The sequence below is a fragment of the Mobiluncus sp. genome, assembly GCF_985070215.1.
This window is the reverse complement of sequence record NZ_CFKZQR010000013.1, coordinates 17,112-32,362: the sequence shown is the minus strand read 5'-3', so window position 1 is coordinate 32,362 and position 15,251 is coordinate 17,112. Positions and strand designations below refer to the sequence as shown.

Below are 15,251 nucleotides of genomic sequence, written 5' to 3'. Positions count from 1 at the left end.
GCTGGCCTAGCATTTGGTCAGGGCAGAGAGCAACGCGGCTTTTTCCGCAACGGTGACCGTCAGGTTCCACCGATACTTGATGTCGATTTGTTGGCGGGCGTAGGCGCAGCGGAAGTTGTGGTTTGGAGGCATCCAAGCATCGGCAGAGGCGTCTGATTTCTGTTGGTTAGCCGGTCCGTCTGCCGCCAGCAGCACGCTCGGGTCATTTGCATATGCTTCCCGCTGTGCTTTCGTCCAGGCCCAAGCCCCGGACTTCCACGCATTGCCCAGTGCCACCACGTGGTCAATCTGGACTTTGCGGCCCGGTGCCGTTTCAAATTGCACGGTTTTACCGGTGTAGGGATCGTGAAAGGTTCCCCCGGTCAACCGGCACGGCTTGGCGCTGTCCGCGAAACGCGGGGATTGAAAGTCTCGAGCCAATATTTCCGCTCTGGTATCGCAGCCATTCCCATCGCGATCCATCCACCCCGCTCCGAACATGTCGCGCTGATACCCGCCGGGTCCAGCGTCTTTACGGACCGTCAGGGCACATAGTTCACTCAGGGAACCGCCGATATTCGCGCTGGTGGAACCGGCGGGGCAACGTAAACCGGGGGTGGGAAAATTCGCCAGATTCGGCCCTGCTCCAGGCCATAGTGCCCACCAAACCAGTGCCGCGCAGCCAACCAACACAACGTCGCCGATACTGGCTCGGCGCTTTGGCATCGAAGGTTCGATACTAGAGAAACCGCTCACTTCTCAAGTGTGGTACCGGAGTCGCTACTTTCGCCATCCTCATCGGTTTTACCTGTGGAAAACTGGTTTTTCCACAGCTTCTTTGTCTTAGCATCCGGATAGTCTCCACGGGCGATTCGGCGAGCTCGCTGTGCCGATTTCCACTGTTGGCGAGTCATCGAAATCGTCCAATCGTGAGTTTCGGGAAGAATCCAGCGCCGCCAGGAAGCCAAGATGGTAAGGGTTGAGCCGATCAGAGCCGCTGCCACCATACCGGTCAGGGGATATCCAAGTTTGTAGAAAGAGGCATCTGCACACGAAGCGAGGATAGCCGGGATGGCATAGAGGCTGCTTCCCCCGAACACCATCGGCACGTTGCCCGCAGCGATATCACGCACCATACCTCCGCCGATAGCGGTGATTACACCCATCAATATGGACGGAATCACGTCGAAGCCCAAGCTCAGAGCCTTTTGAGTCCCTGTGCCAGCCCAGATTCCCAGCACCAGAGCATCGAATAAAATGAGGGTTCGCCGCGACCATTTGCCGTCAAACTTCCATAACCCGGCGACCACCGCCCCAGCCAAAGCCATGGTCAAATAAAATTTGTCGGTCAGGGCTACAGGAGGGGCATTGTTCAGCATAATGTCGCGGATGATGCCACCACCCAAAGCGGAAACCACTGCCAAAACTCCGAAACCAACTAAATCAAAATGCTTTTGACGAGCCAATCTGCCGCCGAGGATACCGTTGAGGAAAACGCCGGTAATGTCGAGAACTCGAAACACCTGGGGTAAAAGGTCATTGAAAGAAACTGGTGCAGCTGCCGAGATAGTTGTGGGAAACAGGCCGGTATCGAAAGAGAATATAGCACTCAGCACGTGAGCATTGTACCTGAGCCGAGAGGAAACTTTTCTCCAAAATCGGCAGCAGATTCTCTAGTGAGGTCTTTCATTGCTCGTTTGTTCAGTGGAGCTCCGGGGCGCTGGTAAGTCGGGTGTCGGACGGGGGTTACAGTGAAAAAGCTCCCCCGGCGGCGAGACCCAAAAGGTAAGTGACAACTGCAGCACCGATGCCGATAGCAGCCTGCCGTAAGGCTCGCAAAAACGGCGGTTTACCAGATAGAATGCCGATTGTTCCGCCAATCATCAGTAAAATGAGTCCGACCAGTACAACTGCGGCGCTAATAGCGGGGATTCCACTGAATCCTAGGAGGAAGGGAATCAGGGGAATGAATGCCCCCAAGGTGAAAGCCAAAAAAGAGGACAGGGCCGCCTGGGGTCCGGAGCCAATCGCCTCCAGCTCCCCAGAGGGGGCTTCTTCAAAGGCTAAGGCGAGGGGATAGTCATCTGTTTCTTTGAATTCTTCAGTTGACATTCTTGACGCAGAAAGGGTGGTGGTGTCGTTGTCTACAGAGGTCATTTCGTCCATGGATTCGCTCTGACTGACGCCTTCCAAGAAATCTGGAGTAGCCGTTTTAGACAGCGTGCGTGACTGCAACTGAGCATCAATGGTTTCCAAGGCCAAAACCGCGTGTGCAGCAGCCTCCTCAGGATTGTCACCTCGGGCCATAAACAGGAGTTTCAGCTCATTAGCGGCGCGGTCCAACATGGGCAGACGCTGTTTCACATCCGGGTTAGGCTGCGAAGATTCCAACAACTCGCGTTGAGACGTGATAGAAATGTATTCCCCTGCAGCCATCGACAGGGCTCCTGCCACCAACCCGGTTAGCCCCGTGACCAGAATTATTGACACCGGAACTCCCGTACCAGCGATGCCCGCCACGAGAGCGAGATTGGAAACCAAGCCATCATTGATTCCGAAAACCATGGCGCGGGCACGTCCGGAAAAACGAGCTCGGGAGCGAGCCGCCAAAGCGCGAACCACTTCAGAATGCAGGTGCTCATCGGCCGCCATCTGTGGGGTGGCATCTGCATCGACATCGTAAGTGCCACGTTCTTCGGAGCGTTGCATCATCGCCAAAACAAAGATAGAGCCTATCTTGATGGCCAGACCCTGCAGTAGCCGGATATACCAGGGGCTGCGTGGGGCCGGCTCGGCGTGAGTGCCGAGTTGCGCCAGCCAGTAATCCTCGTGACGCTTTTCGGCATCCGCCAGTTCCAACAGAATCTCGCGATTGATGCCCTGGCGTTTTTTCGCGATGGCACGGTAGATTTTGGCTTCGTCACGTTCCTCGGCGAGATAGCGCCGCCAGCGCTTAATTTGTTCCGGAGTGGGTTCGGGGAGGTTCTGTGAGTTCATCTACTTTGGCAGCCTCTCCATCGGTTTGGATTAGGCAACGATTTTTCCATCAATAATTACGTGGCCGTCTTTGTCACGGGTAACACCGTTTTTATCGGTTGATGTGGTTGACGCTTCCGGAGGGGTCTTTCCGGCATTCCCGGCGTTGGCGAAGCCCGCCCAAGCAGCACTGCCCCCTGCGTTTAGCTGGGTCTTTAGGCTCTCTGCCAACTTGTCAATGAGTTTAGCTCCCTGTGTGCGCAAGACATCGTCCATTTTTTCCGTGGCTACCCTGCGAGCATCCGTGACGCTTTCCGAGTTAGCAATTTTTGCTGCAAAACCCTTTACACTGCTAATTTGCTTTTCACTCATCCGCAAGGCCAATGCGGCTCCAGCCCCCAAACCAGCCAGAAACAGCCACTTGCCTTCAGACATTGCCCACACCTCCGAAAAACTATGCGCGGCAATTCTACTGTTTATCGGTCTTTTGCGCCAAAGCTAGACGGGAAGGGAAGTGGCCTTTCCCGCTCGGGACAACACATCAGCCACGAAAGCGGAAGCCACCGTAGTCTTGCCCTGGGTCAGCGCGTTAGCTAAATCCAGGGCTTCAAAAATCTTTTCTCGCGCCCCCGCCAAGCGAGTTCTGGCAACGAAATCCAAGTCCTCGCGCAGCGGTAGTGTGAGGGATTCCAAACCGAAATGCCCCGCGATTCCCACGGCAACTTCCGATTGACTGTCTAATTTGGCTCGCATCAACACCAGTGTTTCTAAAGCGGCTTCCAAATTAGTTCTCTCGCTGTCCTTGGCATCAATAATTTTGCCGACCACGCGCTGAGTTGCCAGATACTTCAGCTGTTCACGCCGAGGTTGGTAGCCATTGAGAAGGTCCAGCGATATTGTTTCAAAAGCGCTCATAATCCCTTGATTTTGAGAATGTAGGGCTCCGGGCAAGACACTTAAAGCCGGATGCAGGCCTGCGTCAGCGGCGCGCCTGGCAACCTGTATCAATTGCGAATCAAGGTTTTCCCCCGGAACCTCAATTTCCAGGCCATACCAGTTATTCTCCGCTAAACGTGACAACAGTTTGGCGCTAGCTTGGGGATTTTCCAGCAGCTCCTGAGCGCTGACTTCGGCGCGCAGGGCTCGGCCCAGCTGGGGTGCCGTGTCACCCAGACAAAACAATTCAGACCAGGAAGCTGGATCATCAAGCGGAATCCTCACTCCGACTTCTCCGCGCTGGGCGGGAACGCCGAGCTGTAGCTCCAAGCGCAGGGCCGTGGCAAAAGCGGAGCTGACATAGACCGTATCGCCCAGAGCTTGACTCAAGAGTTTCGCGTTTTTCCACGGCAAAATAGGCACTTGCACCGGGAGGAACTGGGAAAAGTCCGATGGTGCGAGGGGAGTTGAGGGTAAACCGGCGGCACCGGGCGGCTCCGGGGAAAGGTTCGGCGTGGAGTTACTCACGTCCCTATTCTCTCGCATTCACGGGCTGACGGGAGGATCCCGGCGGGTTTTGCCCGCGGTCAGGTGAAGTTTGCGCCATCCTTGCCTAAAATAGGTGGGTTATGTCCCTAGAGTTGTCCTACCCTTCCGATTTGCCCCTCAGCGCGGCAAGACCGCAGATTCTCGCTGCTTTACGTGAGCATCAAGTCGTTGTTATCAGCGGAGCCACCGGAAGCGGAAAGACCACCCAGCTGCCGAAAATGTGCCTGGAAGTAGGCCGGGGTACGCGGGGCATGATTGGCCATACCCAGCCGCGCCGCCTGGCTGCCCGAACCGTTGCTTCGCGAATTGCCTCCGAATTGGGTCAATCACTAGGTTCCACCGTTGGTTACCAGGTGCGGTTTCGCCAAACTTTGGGTCCTGAGACGCAAATCAAACTGATGACCGATGGGATTTTGCTGGCCGAAATCAGCCACGATCCACTGCTGAAACAATACGATGCACTGATTATTGATGAGGCTCACGAAAGGTCTTTGAACATTGACTTTATCTTGGGCTATTTGCACCGTTTGGTAGTGAAACGTCCCGACCTGCTGGTGATTATTACTTCCGCTACCATTGATTCCGAACGTTTTGCCACGGCTTTTGGGCCAGATACCCCCATTATTGAAGTCGCGGGTCGAACGTATCCGGTAGAGGTCAGATATCGCCCTTTGGTTGACGTAGATGACGAATACTCGGGGCCACTTATGGCCGACACCGCCGAGGAGGACCTCACAAGGGCGGAAACCGGTGAGATTGACCAGGTCACCGGCATTTTGCGGGCGGTGGATGAACTGTGCCGGGAAGGTCCCGGAGACATTTTGGTTTTCCTGGCGGGGGAGCGCGATATTCGCGATACGGCTCAGGCTCTGCAGGGACATCTGGGACGCCGTTACGTGGCTCCCGGTCAGCGGACCTCAGTTCCGGGGGCGGTGGAAGTCTTGCCGCTGTTTTCCCGGCTTAGCGAGGCGGAACAAAAGCGCGTGTTTGCCCCGCATCCATACCGGCGGGTAGTCCTCGCTACGAATGTCGCCGAAACGTCCTTGACCGTACCGGGTATCGTTTACGTGATTGACCCCGGAGTGGCACGAATTTCCCGCTATTCAAACAAGACTCGTGTGCAGCGCCTGCCTATCGAACCCATCTCGCAAGCCTCCGCCAACCAGCGAAAAGGGCGCTGTGGCCGGGTGGCTCCGGGAGTGTGCATTCGCCTGTATTCCGAAGCGGATTTTTTGTCTCGTCCCGCCTACACCGAGCCTGAAATTCAACGCACTTCGCTGTCTGCCGTGATTTTGCAGATGGCAGCCCTAGGTTTGGGCGAAGTCGCGGATTTTCCTTTCCTGGATCCACCCTCGCCCCGCTCCGTTACGGATGGGGTGACGGAACTGAGCCAACTGGGAGCGTTAGATACCCGAAAGAAACCCGCTCGACTGACCCGCCTGGGACGCAAACTTTCTCGGTTTCCTCTCGACCCGCGCTTGGCCCGTATCCTTGTCGAAGCGGACTGCCTTGGAGTCATCGACCCCGCGGTCGTGGTCGTGGCCGCGTTGGCGATGCAAGACGTGCGGGAGAGACCCAGCGAACGCCGGGCAGAGGCCGACCTCGCCCACGCCCGTTTCGAAGACGAGCGTTCGGATTTCTTAAGTTATCTGAAACTGTGGAGTTACCTGCAAGACCGGATTGAAACTCTGTCCTCCAGCGCATTTCGCCGGTTGTGCAGCCGCGAGTTCTTGCATTTCCTCCGGGTACGGGAGTGGATCGACCTGGTGGCAGAACTGCGCGGAATGTGTCGTGACGTTGGGATAAAAACTAGGGAAATCAAGGTAGTAGACCTTGACCAGGTTGACGTCGAGAGCCTGCACCAAGCCATCTTAAGTGGGATGCTCACCCAGATTGGGTTCTGGTCAGAGACAAAAAGGGAATATCACGGGGCGCACGGGACTCGATTCGTGGTGTGGCCGGGTTCGGGTTTGAGCCGCAAACACTACGACTGGGTTATGGCTGCTGAGTTGGTAGAAACATCGCGACTGTTTGCCAGGACGGTGGCACGGGTCGAACCTGAATGGATTGAACAGGCGGGACGTTACCTGTTGACGCGGACTTATTTCGATCCGTACTGGTCCACACGTTTCGGGCGTGCCATGATTCACGAGCGGGTCAGCTTGTTCGGGATGGTTCTCAGCGCGGATCGCTCCGTCCCGCTGGCTTCCCTGCGGGATACGGTGGTGGAAGGGACACCGGCCCGGAGCTTGGCGCGGGAATTGTTCATTCGTCACGGAATTGTGCGCGGAGAATGGCGTTCGGTCTATCCCTTTATGGAAGACAATCAGCGCCGGCTAGAGATGGCTGCCGAAGCGCGGCGGCGGCGCCAAATTCCGGGCGAAGTCGACCCCTATGCCTTGGAAAAATGGTTGGAAACGCGCATTGACCCCGCCGTGACCTCAGGAACAGCTTTTGAGGCGTGGTGGAAAAATCAGCGTCTCAAGCACCCGGATTGGTTGGAATACCCCTGGGATTTATTGGTGCCAGATAGCGGAGACAATACCGACCAATTCCCCGATTTTTGGCCGGCGGGAGAGCACCTGCTACCGCTGGCCTACACATTTTCAGGTAAGCGCGGACCGACCCCCGAAGCGGCGAATCAGCGTGACTTACCATACAATAAAGGGAAAAAATCTAAGAAAACCAAGGAACGTGAGATTGACACGGTTAACCTTCCAGAAGGTGTTACCATCATCGTCGATGAGGCAATCTTAGAGTCTCTCGAATCTCGGGGCTTCGATTGGCCGATTCCCGGAGCGCTGCGCGATTACCTGCTGGCTTGCGTCAAAGCCCTGCCGAAATCCGTGCGGAAGTACGTGGTGCCCGCGGCAAACTTCGTTGACGAGATCCTGCCCCGGTTTGAGCGTTACGTAAACGAACCTCCCCAACAGCGTCCCGACTTTGACGAAATCTTTACGCAGAGCGTAGCCGCGGTTCGCCAAGTCGACCTGACCGAGACGGACTTAACCGCCATGCATGCGGCTCTGGAGGAAGGCCAGCGAAATCACTTCGCGATTGTGGGACGCGGCGGGAAAGTTCTGGGTTTGGGAGACGACTTTCAGGCTCTGCGTGACCGCTTGATTGTGAAAACCACCCAGGAACAAGGCAAAGTCTGGGCGCAACAGGAAGCCGAAAAAGCTAAAGTTGAGCGGCCCAGAGATTTTGCCCAGCAACTCAGTCAAGCCCTTCGCCTCACGGAGACACGAGTGTCGACCCGGTGGCGAGGAGCGGAAGCGGCGGCTTTGGCCGCGTCCCCCTATCCCTCCACTTCAGCCCTGATAGATGCGGCACAAAGCGCGGCTGGCCGGGCTTTGGTGACGGAATACCTGGCGGAGGGACATTCCCTCACAGACGATACGGACCTGGCTGAACTGCAAGAATGGGCTATTGACCGCTACGAGGACCAGGTCTATAGAATTCTGCAAGCCGTTGCTGCCGCGATGCAGGCGCAAGGGGAGCTCGAGCAACAATTGCGAGGGTCCGCCGGCTCTGCCCTCGCCGCCACAAAAGCAGATATTGTAAACCATGTAAACCAATTGGTAGGCGGCGACTTCTTGGCGAGGACGCCTGCCAAATGGCTGGTTCAGCTGGTCCGTTACCTGCGGGCAGATGCCCTACGATTGGACAAGGCCCGGCGTAACTCTGCTGGTGACGCCCAGTTAGCTGCACGTTTTGCGGAAGCTGCGACGGCCTTTGAGGCAGCGGTGAAGGCGGCGGAGGCACGCCCCTTTAACGCCGAGACCCATCACCGTTTACAGGAGTTACGTTGGCTGCTGGAGGAGTACCGGGTACAGACCTTTGCCCAGCAACTCGGCACGATTGAAAAGGTGTCTGCCAAACGGATAAATAAGCAAATCTCGGCGTTCAAATAAGGAAATCTACTTGGTTAGCCCATACCAAATAGGGCGCGTTAAAAAACCTTAGAAACGCTTACTAGCTGCATTGATAAGCATATTTATCGATGTGAATCCCCGAACCAGGCCTTAAAAATCCCGTAAAAATTCGCGTTTCCGTAACTGGAGCATTCGCCGGGCGTCCCGCTCAGCAAAGCAGGATCCGGCTGATAAGGCGTGTAGTTGTAAAGCGCCGTGGTAGCCTGGTTAGCCAAAACCACTGGAGCCGAACCGCAGCTGTCCTGAGGGGAGTAGGGGATATTGTTGGCTATCCCGGTGCGAAAAGGGAATTGCGCGGGGTTTTGCCGATAGCGCTGAAACTGAGCCGCAGCATAGTAAACCTGGGTTCCAAAACCAAAGTATTGCGGGTCACAATTCCCCCCGTCAGGGCAAGCAAACCCCGTTGCGACCTCATAGCGGCTCGGGGACAAGTTGTAATCAGAGGCCGTGAGCAGACCCTGTTCCTTCTGCAGCAACACCAGCAGGACCTGAGGATTAATCTTGCACGATTGGGCGGTTTTATAGATGATCGTTCCCGCGGATTCTCCCGGTGCCCCTTGGTAGCCTTCACAGCGCGGCGAAGCGGGAACGTCAATAGTGTCCTCGGTGTAGTCAGCCAAACAGGGGGTGGAAAGACTCACGCACCCCGCGTTCTTGTCGCGAATAAAGTTCTCTATATCCGCTTGGCTCATGGATTGGTAATCGTAGAAAACCGCGTCGGAAATGATATTTCCGGGGTCGAATCCAGACAGGTCAAGGGCGGGAGCCACGGGACGGGTTGCCGTTGGAGAAGCCGGTTGCTCCGTACTGGCAAAAAAATGAATCCCCGCCGCAGCCAAAGCCCCGCCCAAACCGAGTGCGATCAAGGCTAGACCCAAAATCACCAAGAGGGCACGAAAAAACCCACCCTTGCGTCGCTTCACTCGTACGGAAGCGCGCGCGGACGGGTAGGCTTCCCGGGAGGGACGCTGGGGCACTCTTGAGGACACCTCACCATCGTAACCTACCTCCCGGGAGGGGCGCTTGGGCTGTTAGACTGAGAGATAGCGAACTCATTTCAACCAAAGCGAACCGAGGATAAATATGGTCCAGACATTCTCAGGTACCCTTGATGAACTGCTGAGCGATTTGGCCACGGAGCTAAAGGAACTGGCTGACAACGGACACGTCTTGCGCGTGGTTGGCTTTACCGGCGCCCCCGGAGTGGGTAAATCTGAGGCGGTAGCCAGGCTGGGGAAGTTGCTGGACGGAACTGTTTTGGGTACACAGTCACTGTTAGCCGGCATCATTCCGATGGATGGTTTCCACAAGTCAAACGAAGTCCTCCAAGCCGAGGGTCTCAGCGACTATAAAGGACGTCCGGACACTTTCGACGTGGTGGGCTACCTGATGGCTTTGGATCGGGCCCACGATGCTAAAACGGTGGTGTACGCTCCCGGATACGACCGTCAGCTTGGTCAAGCTATCGCGGCACGTTACAAGGTCGAACGAGAAGGCGTGGTACTTACGGAAGGCAACTACCTGGCACTGCAAGACGGGGCATGGTCCCTGGTTCGCGAAGCAATCGACCTGCTGATTTACCTGGAGGCGTCGCCGGAGGTAACACAGGCTCGCCTAGTCGCTCGCCACACGCATCACGGCAGAACCCCGGAACAGGCGCTCGCTTGGGTGCAGCGGGTTGACGAACCGAACCGGCTGCTGGTCCAGAGTTCTCAAGCGCGGGCAGACCGCATTTGGAACCTGCCTGCATAAGTAAACCAGGTTAACCGACGCAAGCTAATCTTCTATAGCAAACCAGATCCGGCACTAACTACTACTGCTTTAACCGTATCGGGATGCACTGCTCCTAAACCGCCGAGAGCAATAATCGTGTTGGGGTGCAGGACACTCAGATAGTTCGCCACCGGAGCGGGGGCTTGGTTGGTACGGGAAGGCACCAGCAGCACCGGACCGTCTCGCAAAGCTCCAGCCACCAATGCATCCGCAAAGTTGTCGCCGCGAGCAATGTAAGCGACATAATCGCTCACGGTTGGCGCACCGGTCTCATCTAGCCGCGCTATCGCGGGATAGGCATGAGCTGAGATAGCTGCCGCGGTACCGTAACGGTCCGCCCCAGCCAGACGGGAGACGTTTGCTCCCGATTGAGCCGCAATCGTGGTTAGAGCTTGTTGCGGGAGGACACCGGGCCCACCCAAACCAACGACTTCGGAAACGTGCAAGTCAGAAACTTCAGAAGCAACGTACTTCCACGTCTCGGGACTGCGCGGGTTGACTATCAAAACCGGACCATCGCTCAGAGTTCCCCCAACGACCGCATCGGGAGAACCAGCCCCGTTAGCCCCCACGCCATCGGCAATATAAATCCGCTTGGCGCCCTGTGGGAACGCATGGTGCGAGATTGCGATAGCTGTGGCGTATCGATCAGGACCGAAGATCCGCGAAGTTTGACGTCCTTGCGCCGCGTTTGCCAGGACCGCATCAGGAATTGCTCCCGGCCCACCTAGAGCCACCACCGTGGTGGCTTTCAGCCGGTTGATTTCCCGAGTAACTGCAGAGGGAATGGGGCCGTTAATGGGAACCAGCAACACCGGACCATCAGGCAGAATCCCGCCCGCTAAAGCATCAATGGGCATATCTGAACGAGCTAAATAAACCCGTTGCGAACCACCGGGAAAAGCCCGAGCCGAGATTCCCGCCGCGGTCTCAATTCGGCTAGCGCCCGAAATCCGCAGCGAGGGAACCGCATTAGACGAACCGGCAGAACCAAACCAGGACGTAAAGAAGCGATAAAAGTTGCGATTTCCGTAGCTGGAGCACTTGTCTCCCAGGCCACCTCCGGCGGCCAGGGCTGCCTCATTCGGGGTGTAAGGCGTGTAGTTGTACAGTCCCGCGGTCGCTTGGTTTTCAATGAAAATTGGAGTAGTTCCGCACTTGTAGGAGCCATCCTGATTCCGAGACGGGTGATACAGCAGGTCATTGACTCGCCCGGCACGATGACGGAATTTTGTCGGATGCTTTTGGTAGTAGCGGAAACGGTGCGCCGCTTGATAAACCTGATTAAAGAATCCGTAGTACTGGGTGTCGCAAGGAGCCGTATCCGGGCAGCCGTACCCCATAGCCTTCTGGTATCGCGACAGTTTCAAAGCCTTATCCGAAGCGGTAATCAGGCTCTGTTCTTTTTGCAGAGTCACCAGTAATACCTGGGGGTTAATCTGGCAAGCCTGGCTGACTTTCCAGATGATTTGCGCGGCGCTCTCGCCTTCGGCTCCTTGATAGGCGCCACGGCAATAGGCATCAGCCGGACGATCCGGGGTGTCCAAAACGTAGTCTTTGAGGCAAGGAATGGTGATTTCTTGCGTGGTGGGCTGAGCATCTGGCTTATCTTGGGGAGCCGGGATGGTAATCGTGTCTACACCTGGCTGGCAAGCCCGCCCTTTCGCGTTCAAGAACTGCTGAATAGCGTTGGCGTCCATAGTGTTCGGGTTGTAAAAAACCTCATCGGAAATAATCATTCCGGGTTTAAACCCTACGACCGCAGAGGTGAACTCGGATTGGACCGCGGGGGTGGAATCCGAGTCTTGCCCGTAAGCCGGGCTCAGACCAAAACCGGCGAGAGCCAAACCTGCCAGCGAGAAAACCGCCAGGCAAGTACCCCCAAAATGACGAAAAAGATGTCGTTCGCCGTGAAGTGTGTTCACTTTTCCTCCCAGTGGAATCGAAAATCAGACTCGCGACATTCAGGATATCGCCTGACGTGAAAAAACTCAGGAAAAGCTCTTGGATTTCACCATTTGGTCTGCCAGTTCCATGACATGATTCCAGGTGCCGCGCAACTGACGCTGCGCCGCGGCGGAGGGCCAGACGCGTCCAGCTCGACGTTCCCGCGCTACCCACTGACAGTAGTAAGCCACGGTGGCGCCCTTACCGATTTCGTTGCAGTGCATCAAAAACTCGGCACCGGCGCGCAGGTAAATCTCATCGGTGAACTTTAATGAGCCCCGGGAACGACCTCGTTTGGAGGTCATCAGTCCCATGTTGTGCAGTGCTTCATTCCACGAGCCACCGCACCGCTTGGTGATGGTTTGGCAAGTCGGCGGCCAGCGCACCATGCCTTGCGAGGAGCGCACCCCTCGACTGGTGATGTCTTGGGTACGTAGCCGTTCATAGACTGCAGCGGGGATGGTAGTTTCCTGATGGTCATGCGCGCGCTTCTTGGCCAGCACGATACGCGGCCAGACCTCATCAATGGACGGAAAAATGTAGTTTTCTTTTTCCGCGCCGAGTTCCTTGTCGGCCGCCTGCTGGGTCTTAACGACCTCGCATTCCTCGGCCAGAACCTCAGCCAGCTCAGTCTTCATTCGAGAGTTAATCTTTAGCTTGGCCGCCCAGTAATCAATCATGTCGGCTGGAAACTGCTTCAGCTCGCGGTCGATTTCGTCCTGATAACGCAGAGAAAGCACATACCACAGACCGGCTTCCACGGCCTCTTGGGACAAGATAATTTGGCGAGACAAGTATTACACCTCGATTACGTTGATATTAACCACTGCATTCTAGCAAATTTGAACGCTAGACGCAGAAGAACATTCACAAAGTAAATGCACACCGTACCCGCGACAGTACGGAAACGGCCTACAGCTAACAAGAATACTCCCAACCGGGAAGTAGCGTGGACTAACGGTTGGATTCAATCTTGAAGAAGCCTAGAACTCCCAGTCGGCGTCCTCGGTTTCCTCGGCAGTGCCAATGGCGTAGGAGGAACCCGAACCGGAGAAGAAGTCGTGGTTTTCATCAGCTGCGGGGGACAAAGCCGCCAAAATCGCGGGATTGACGTCAACCTGGTCAGCCGTGAAGAGGGCTTCGTAACCCAGGTTCATCAAAGCCTTATTCGCGTTGTACTTGAGGAACTTCTTGACGTCTTCCGTCAAGCCCAGCGGATCGTAGAGGGTCTCGGTGTACAGCTCTTCGTTGTCGTACAAGTCCATCAGCAGGGAGAACGTGTAATCCTTCATCTCTTGGCGCCGGGACTCGGAGGATTCGCGGATAGCCAGTTGATACTTGTAGCCGATGTAGTAGCCGTGAACTGCCTCATCGCGGATGATGAGGCGGATAAGGTCAGCGGTGTTAGTCAGTTTCGCGTGAGCCGACCAGTACATCGGAGCGTAAAAACCACTGTAGAACAGGAAAGATTCCAGCATGGTCGAGGCGACCTTGCGCTTTTCCGGGTCATTGCCGTGGTAGTAGTCCAGCACGATATGGGCTTTCTTTTGGAGGTATTCGTTTTCCTCTGACCAGCGGAAAGACTCGTTGATTTCCTCGGTGGACAGCAGGGTCGAGAACACCGAGGAATAGGACTTGGCGTGCACCGATTCCATAAATGCGATGTTGGTGTAAACCGCTTCTTCGTGGGGAGTCCGGGAATCCGGAATCAATGAAACCGCGCCCACCGTGCCCTGGATGGTGTCCAGCAGGGTCAAACCGGTGAACACGCGGTTCGTCATGTTTTTTTCGTCTTCGTTCAAGGTTTTCCATGAGGGAATATCGTTAGAGAGCGGAATCTTTTCCGGAAGCCAGAAATTTCCGGTCAGACGATCCCACACCTCCAAATCTTTGTCATCTTCGATGTCATTCCAGTTAATGGCTTGCACGGTTTTTGGAATCCCAATGACCACGAGTTTCTCCTTGAATTCAATAGTATTTTTGGGTTTGCGCAAAGCAGGAAATATCGCGCGAAACTGACTTTCCCAGTCTATCCCGTGAGACCCAGGTTTCAATTTGGGATACAAAAAAACCGCGGTGCGGATAGGGTAGGAACAGAAATGAACTAACTCAACGATGAGGATGCACAAACAGACTAAAAAGTGTTCGAAGGCAAGAAACAGTGGACGACTCGGACTTGATTCGCTTGGCAACCCAGCTGCCGGTTTCGCAGCTGGGAGACCAGTTGCTACATCTGCAACCCGGATCCAAGCTGGGTTTATATCTGCTTGAGCTGTCTAACCAGCCGATTACTCCCGCGATGGTGGAGGTCGCGGAACGGGCATTAAACCGACCGCTAGCTTGGATTTTGTCCCAGCTGCGGGATGGTTGCGCGGGTTTGGACATGCAGGACTTCATGGATTTGATGCAGCATCCCGGTCCGGACTTATTGGACTTTGTGCTGCCGAGCCACACCCCCCTTGCGGACTGCTCTGATGGTAGCGATTTGGCAGCTGGGCAGTATATTCCTTCCGCGGTTTCCTCGTGCTCTGTCCAGTACGGCGACGACAATCTGGTACAGATCAAAGCCGTCCATCCGGATTCCACAATGGACGTGAATCACCTTCCCGATGACTTTGTGATCTCCCTGTCCAATTCCTTGCAAGCCTATTTCCTCATGGCGGTGAAATCGAAGCTCATTAACTTAGCTGGTCCCCAAGTCATGCTTTCGCTGATGGGGATTCGTCAGCTGCGTTCGCCGCAGCCTATCTTGCCGATGGTGGCTTTCGCCTTGAGTGATAGCGATGAAGATGAGTTTTTCCTGCGTCTCATTATTGGGGCACTCGCCCAGGCTTTCGCCTATTGCGACTGGGCAGAGTCAGATGACCCGCGGACGGTGGCGGTCGACCTGCTGCACGAGATGGGACAAGATGCCACCCCAGAGGCGGTAGGTGAAGCTGTGGAGGTGTTTAATAACTTTCTGTTTTCAGCAGGTTGTTTGAACTCTCGCGGGGAGGTCGACCCGCGGGCGCACACTCCGATGGTGCTGCTGCAATACCTGGTCTCGGAAGCCCTCCAACCCAAGTAAGACATCCGGTTCATCGTTCTTAGAAAGGAAATCCCCGGTTGACGCGGTTCACGATTCAACCGGGGATTTCCCGTATATAAGCAGTCAGA

General features: G+C 55.7%; 12 protein-coding genes. 3 read left to right on the top strand and 9 right to left on the bottom strand.

Going from position 1 to position 15,251, the window contains the following annotated elements; all coding sequences use genetic code 11:
* Positions 1 to 6: 6 nt before the first annotated feature.
* The 5 genes from AC5LBQ_RS04280 to AC5LBQ_RS04260 form a co-directional block, all read right to left on the bottom strand.
* The gene (locus tag AC5LBQ_RS04280) at positions 7 to 735 is read right to left on the bottom strand and encodes an HNH endonuclease family protein (RefSeq protein ID WP_295026331.1); all 729 of its coding nucleotides are present in this window, start codon (positions 733 to 735) and stop codon (positions 7 to 9) included.
* Positions 732 to 1,547, bottom strand: coding sequence for a trimeric intracellular cation channel family protein (locus AC5LBQ_RS04275; protein ID WP_374043456.1), 816 nt, complete (start codon positions 1,545 to 1,547; stop codon positions 732 to 734). Before AC5LBQ_RS04275 ends, AC5LBQ_RS04280 begins: the two co-directional genes overlap by 4 nt.
* Before the next feature lie 178 nt (positions 1,548 to 1,725).
* Positions 1,726 to 2,976, bottom strand: a complete 1,251-nt coding sequence (locus AC5LBQ_RS04270) for a VIT1/CCC1 transporter family protein (RefSeq protein WP_307741908.1) — start codon at positions 2,974 to 2,976, stop codon at positions 1,726 to 1,728.
* Positions 2,977 to 3,006: 30 nt separating this feature from the next.
* Positions 3,007 to 3,390, bottom strand: coding sequence for a hypothetical protein (locus tag AC5LBQ_RS04265; RefSeq protein WP_297345905.1), 384 nt, complete (start codon positions 3,388 to 3,390; stop codon positions 3,007 to 3,009).
* 63 nt (positions 3,391 to 3,453) lie between these two features.
* Positions 3,454 to 4,419, bottom strand: a complete 966-nt coding sequence (locus tag AC5LBQ_RS04260; RefSeq protein ID WP_307741910.1) for a hypothetical protein — start codon at positions 4,417 to 4,419, stop codon at positions 3,454 to 3,456.
* A 101-nt stretch (positions 4,420 to 4,520) separates the two neighbouring features.
* Between AC5LBQ_RS04260 and hrpA the strand changes: the two genes are divergently transcribed.
* Complete coding sequence (gene hrpA / locus AC5LBQ_RS04255) at positions 4,521 to 8,354, top strand: ATP-dependent RNA helicase HrpA (RefSeq protein WP_493264725.1); 3,834 nt, start codon at positions 4,521 to 4,523, stop codon at positions 8,352 to 8,354.
* A gap of 83 nt (positions 8,355 to 8,437) precedes the next feature.
* On the opposite strand, the gene AC5LBQ_RS04250 is transcribed toward hrpA, so the two are convergent.
* Entirely contained in the window at positions 8,438 to 9,364 is a 927-nt protein-coding gene (locus tag AC5LBQ_RS04250) for a LasA N-terminal domain-containing protein (RefSeq protein WP_493264724.1), read from the bottom strand.
* Positions 9,365 to 9,458: 94 nt separating this feature from the next.
* Between AC5LBQ_RS04250 and AC5LBQ_RS04245 the strand changes: the two genes are divergently transcribed.
* On the top strand, positions 9,459 to 10,127 hold the full coding sequence (locus AC5LBQ_RS04245) for a nucleoside/nucleotide kinase family protein (RefSeq protein ID WP_295026317.1): 669 nt from the start codon (positions 9,459 to 9,461) through the stop codon (positions 10,125 to 10,127).
* A 32-nt stretch (positions 10,128 to 10,159) separates the two neighbouring features.
* Here the strand turns inward: AC5LBQ_RS04245 and AC5LBQ_RS04240 are convergent, their stop codons facing one another.
* The 3 genes from AC5LBQ_RS04240 to nrdF form a co-directional block, all read right to left on the bottom strand.
* Entirely contained in the window at positions 10,160 to 12,073 is a 1,914-nt protein-coding gene (locus AC5LBQ_RS04240; RefSeq protein ID WP_493264723.1) for a cell wall-binding repeat-containing protein, read from the bottom strand.
* Between the two features lie 66 nt (positions 12,074 to 12,139).
* The gene (locus AC5LBQ_RS04235; RefSeq protein ID WP_282922360.1) at positions 12,140 to 12,889 is read right to left on the bottom strand and encodes a multidrug transporter; all 750 of its coding nucleotides are present in this window, start codon (positions 12,887 to 12,889) and stop codon (positions 12,140 to 12,142) included.
* 189 nt (positions 12,890 to 13,078) lie between these two features.
* Entirely contained in the window at positions 13,079 to 14,047 is a 969-nt protein-coding gene (gene nrdF, locus AC5LBQ_RS04230) for a class 1b ribonucleoside-diphosphate reductase subunit beta (protein ID WP_282922359.1), read from the bottom strand.
* Between the two features lie 209 nt (positions 14,048 to 14,256).
* Here nrdF and AC5LBQ_RS04225 point away from each other — a divergent pair, with 209 nt between their 5' ends.
* A complete protein-coding gene (locus tag AC5LBQ_RS04225) occupies positions 14,257 to 15,162 on the top strand; it encodes a hypothetical protein (RefSeq protein WP_282922358.1) in 906 nt (301 codons plus the stop codon).
* Positions 15,163 to 15,251 lie beyond the last annotated feature (89 nt).

Bases quoted from the DNA above. Each gene is read 5' to 3' on its own strand.
- AC5LBQ_RS04270 (WP_307741908.1), bottom strand. From the start codon at position 2,976: ATGAACTCACAGAACCTCCCCGAACCCACTCCGGAACAAATTAAGCGC.
- hrpA (WP_493264725.1), top strand. From the start codon at position 4,521: ATGTCCCTAGAGTTGTCCTACCCTTCCGATTTGCCCCTCAGCGCGGCA.
- AC5LBQ_RS04265 (WP_297345905.1), bottom strand. From the start codon at position 3,390: ATGTCTGAAGGCAAGTGGCTGTTTCTGGCTGGTTTGGGGGCTGGAGCC.
- AC5LBQ_RS04245 (WP_295026317.1), top strand. From the start codon at position 9,459: ATGGTCCAGACATTCTCAGGTACCCTTGATGAACTGCTGAGCGATTTG.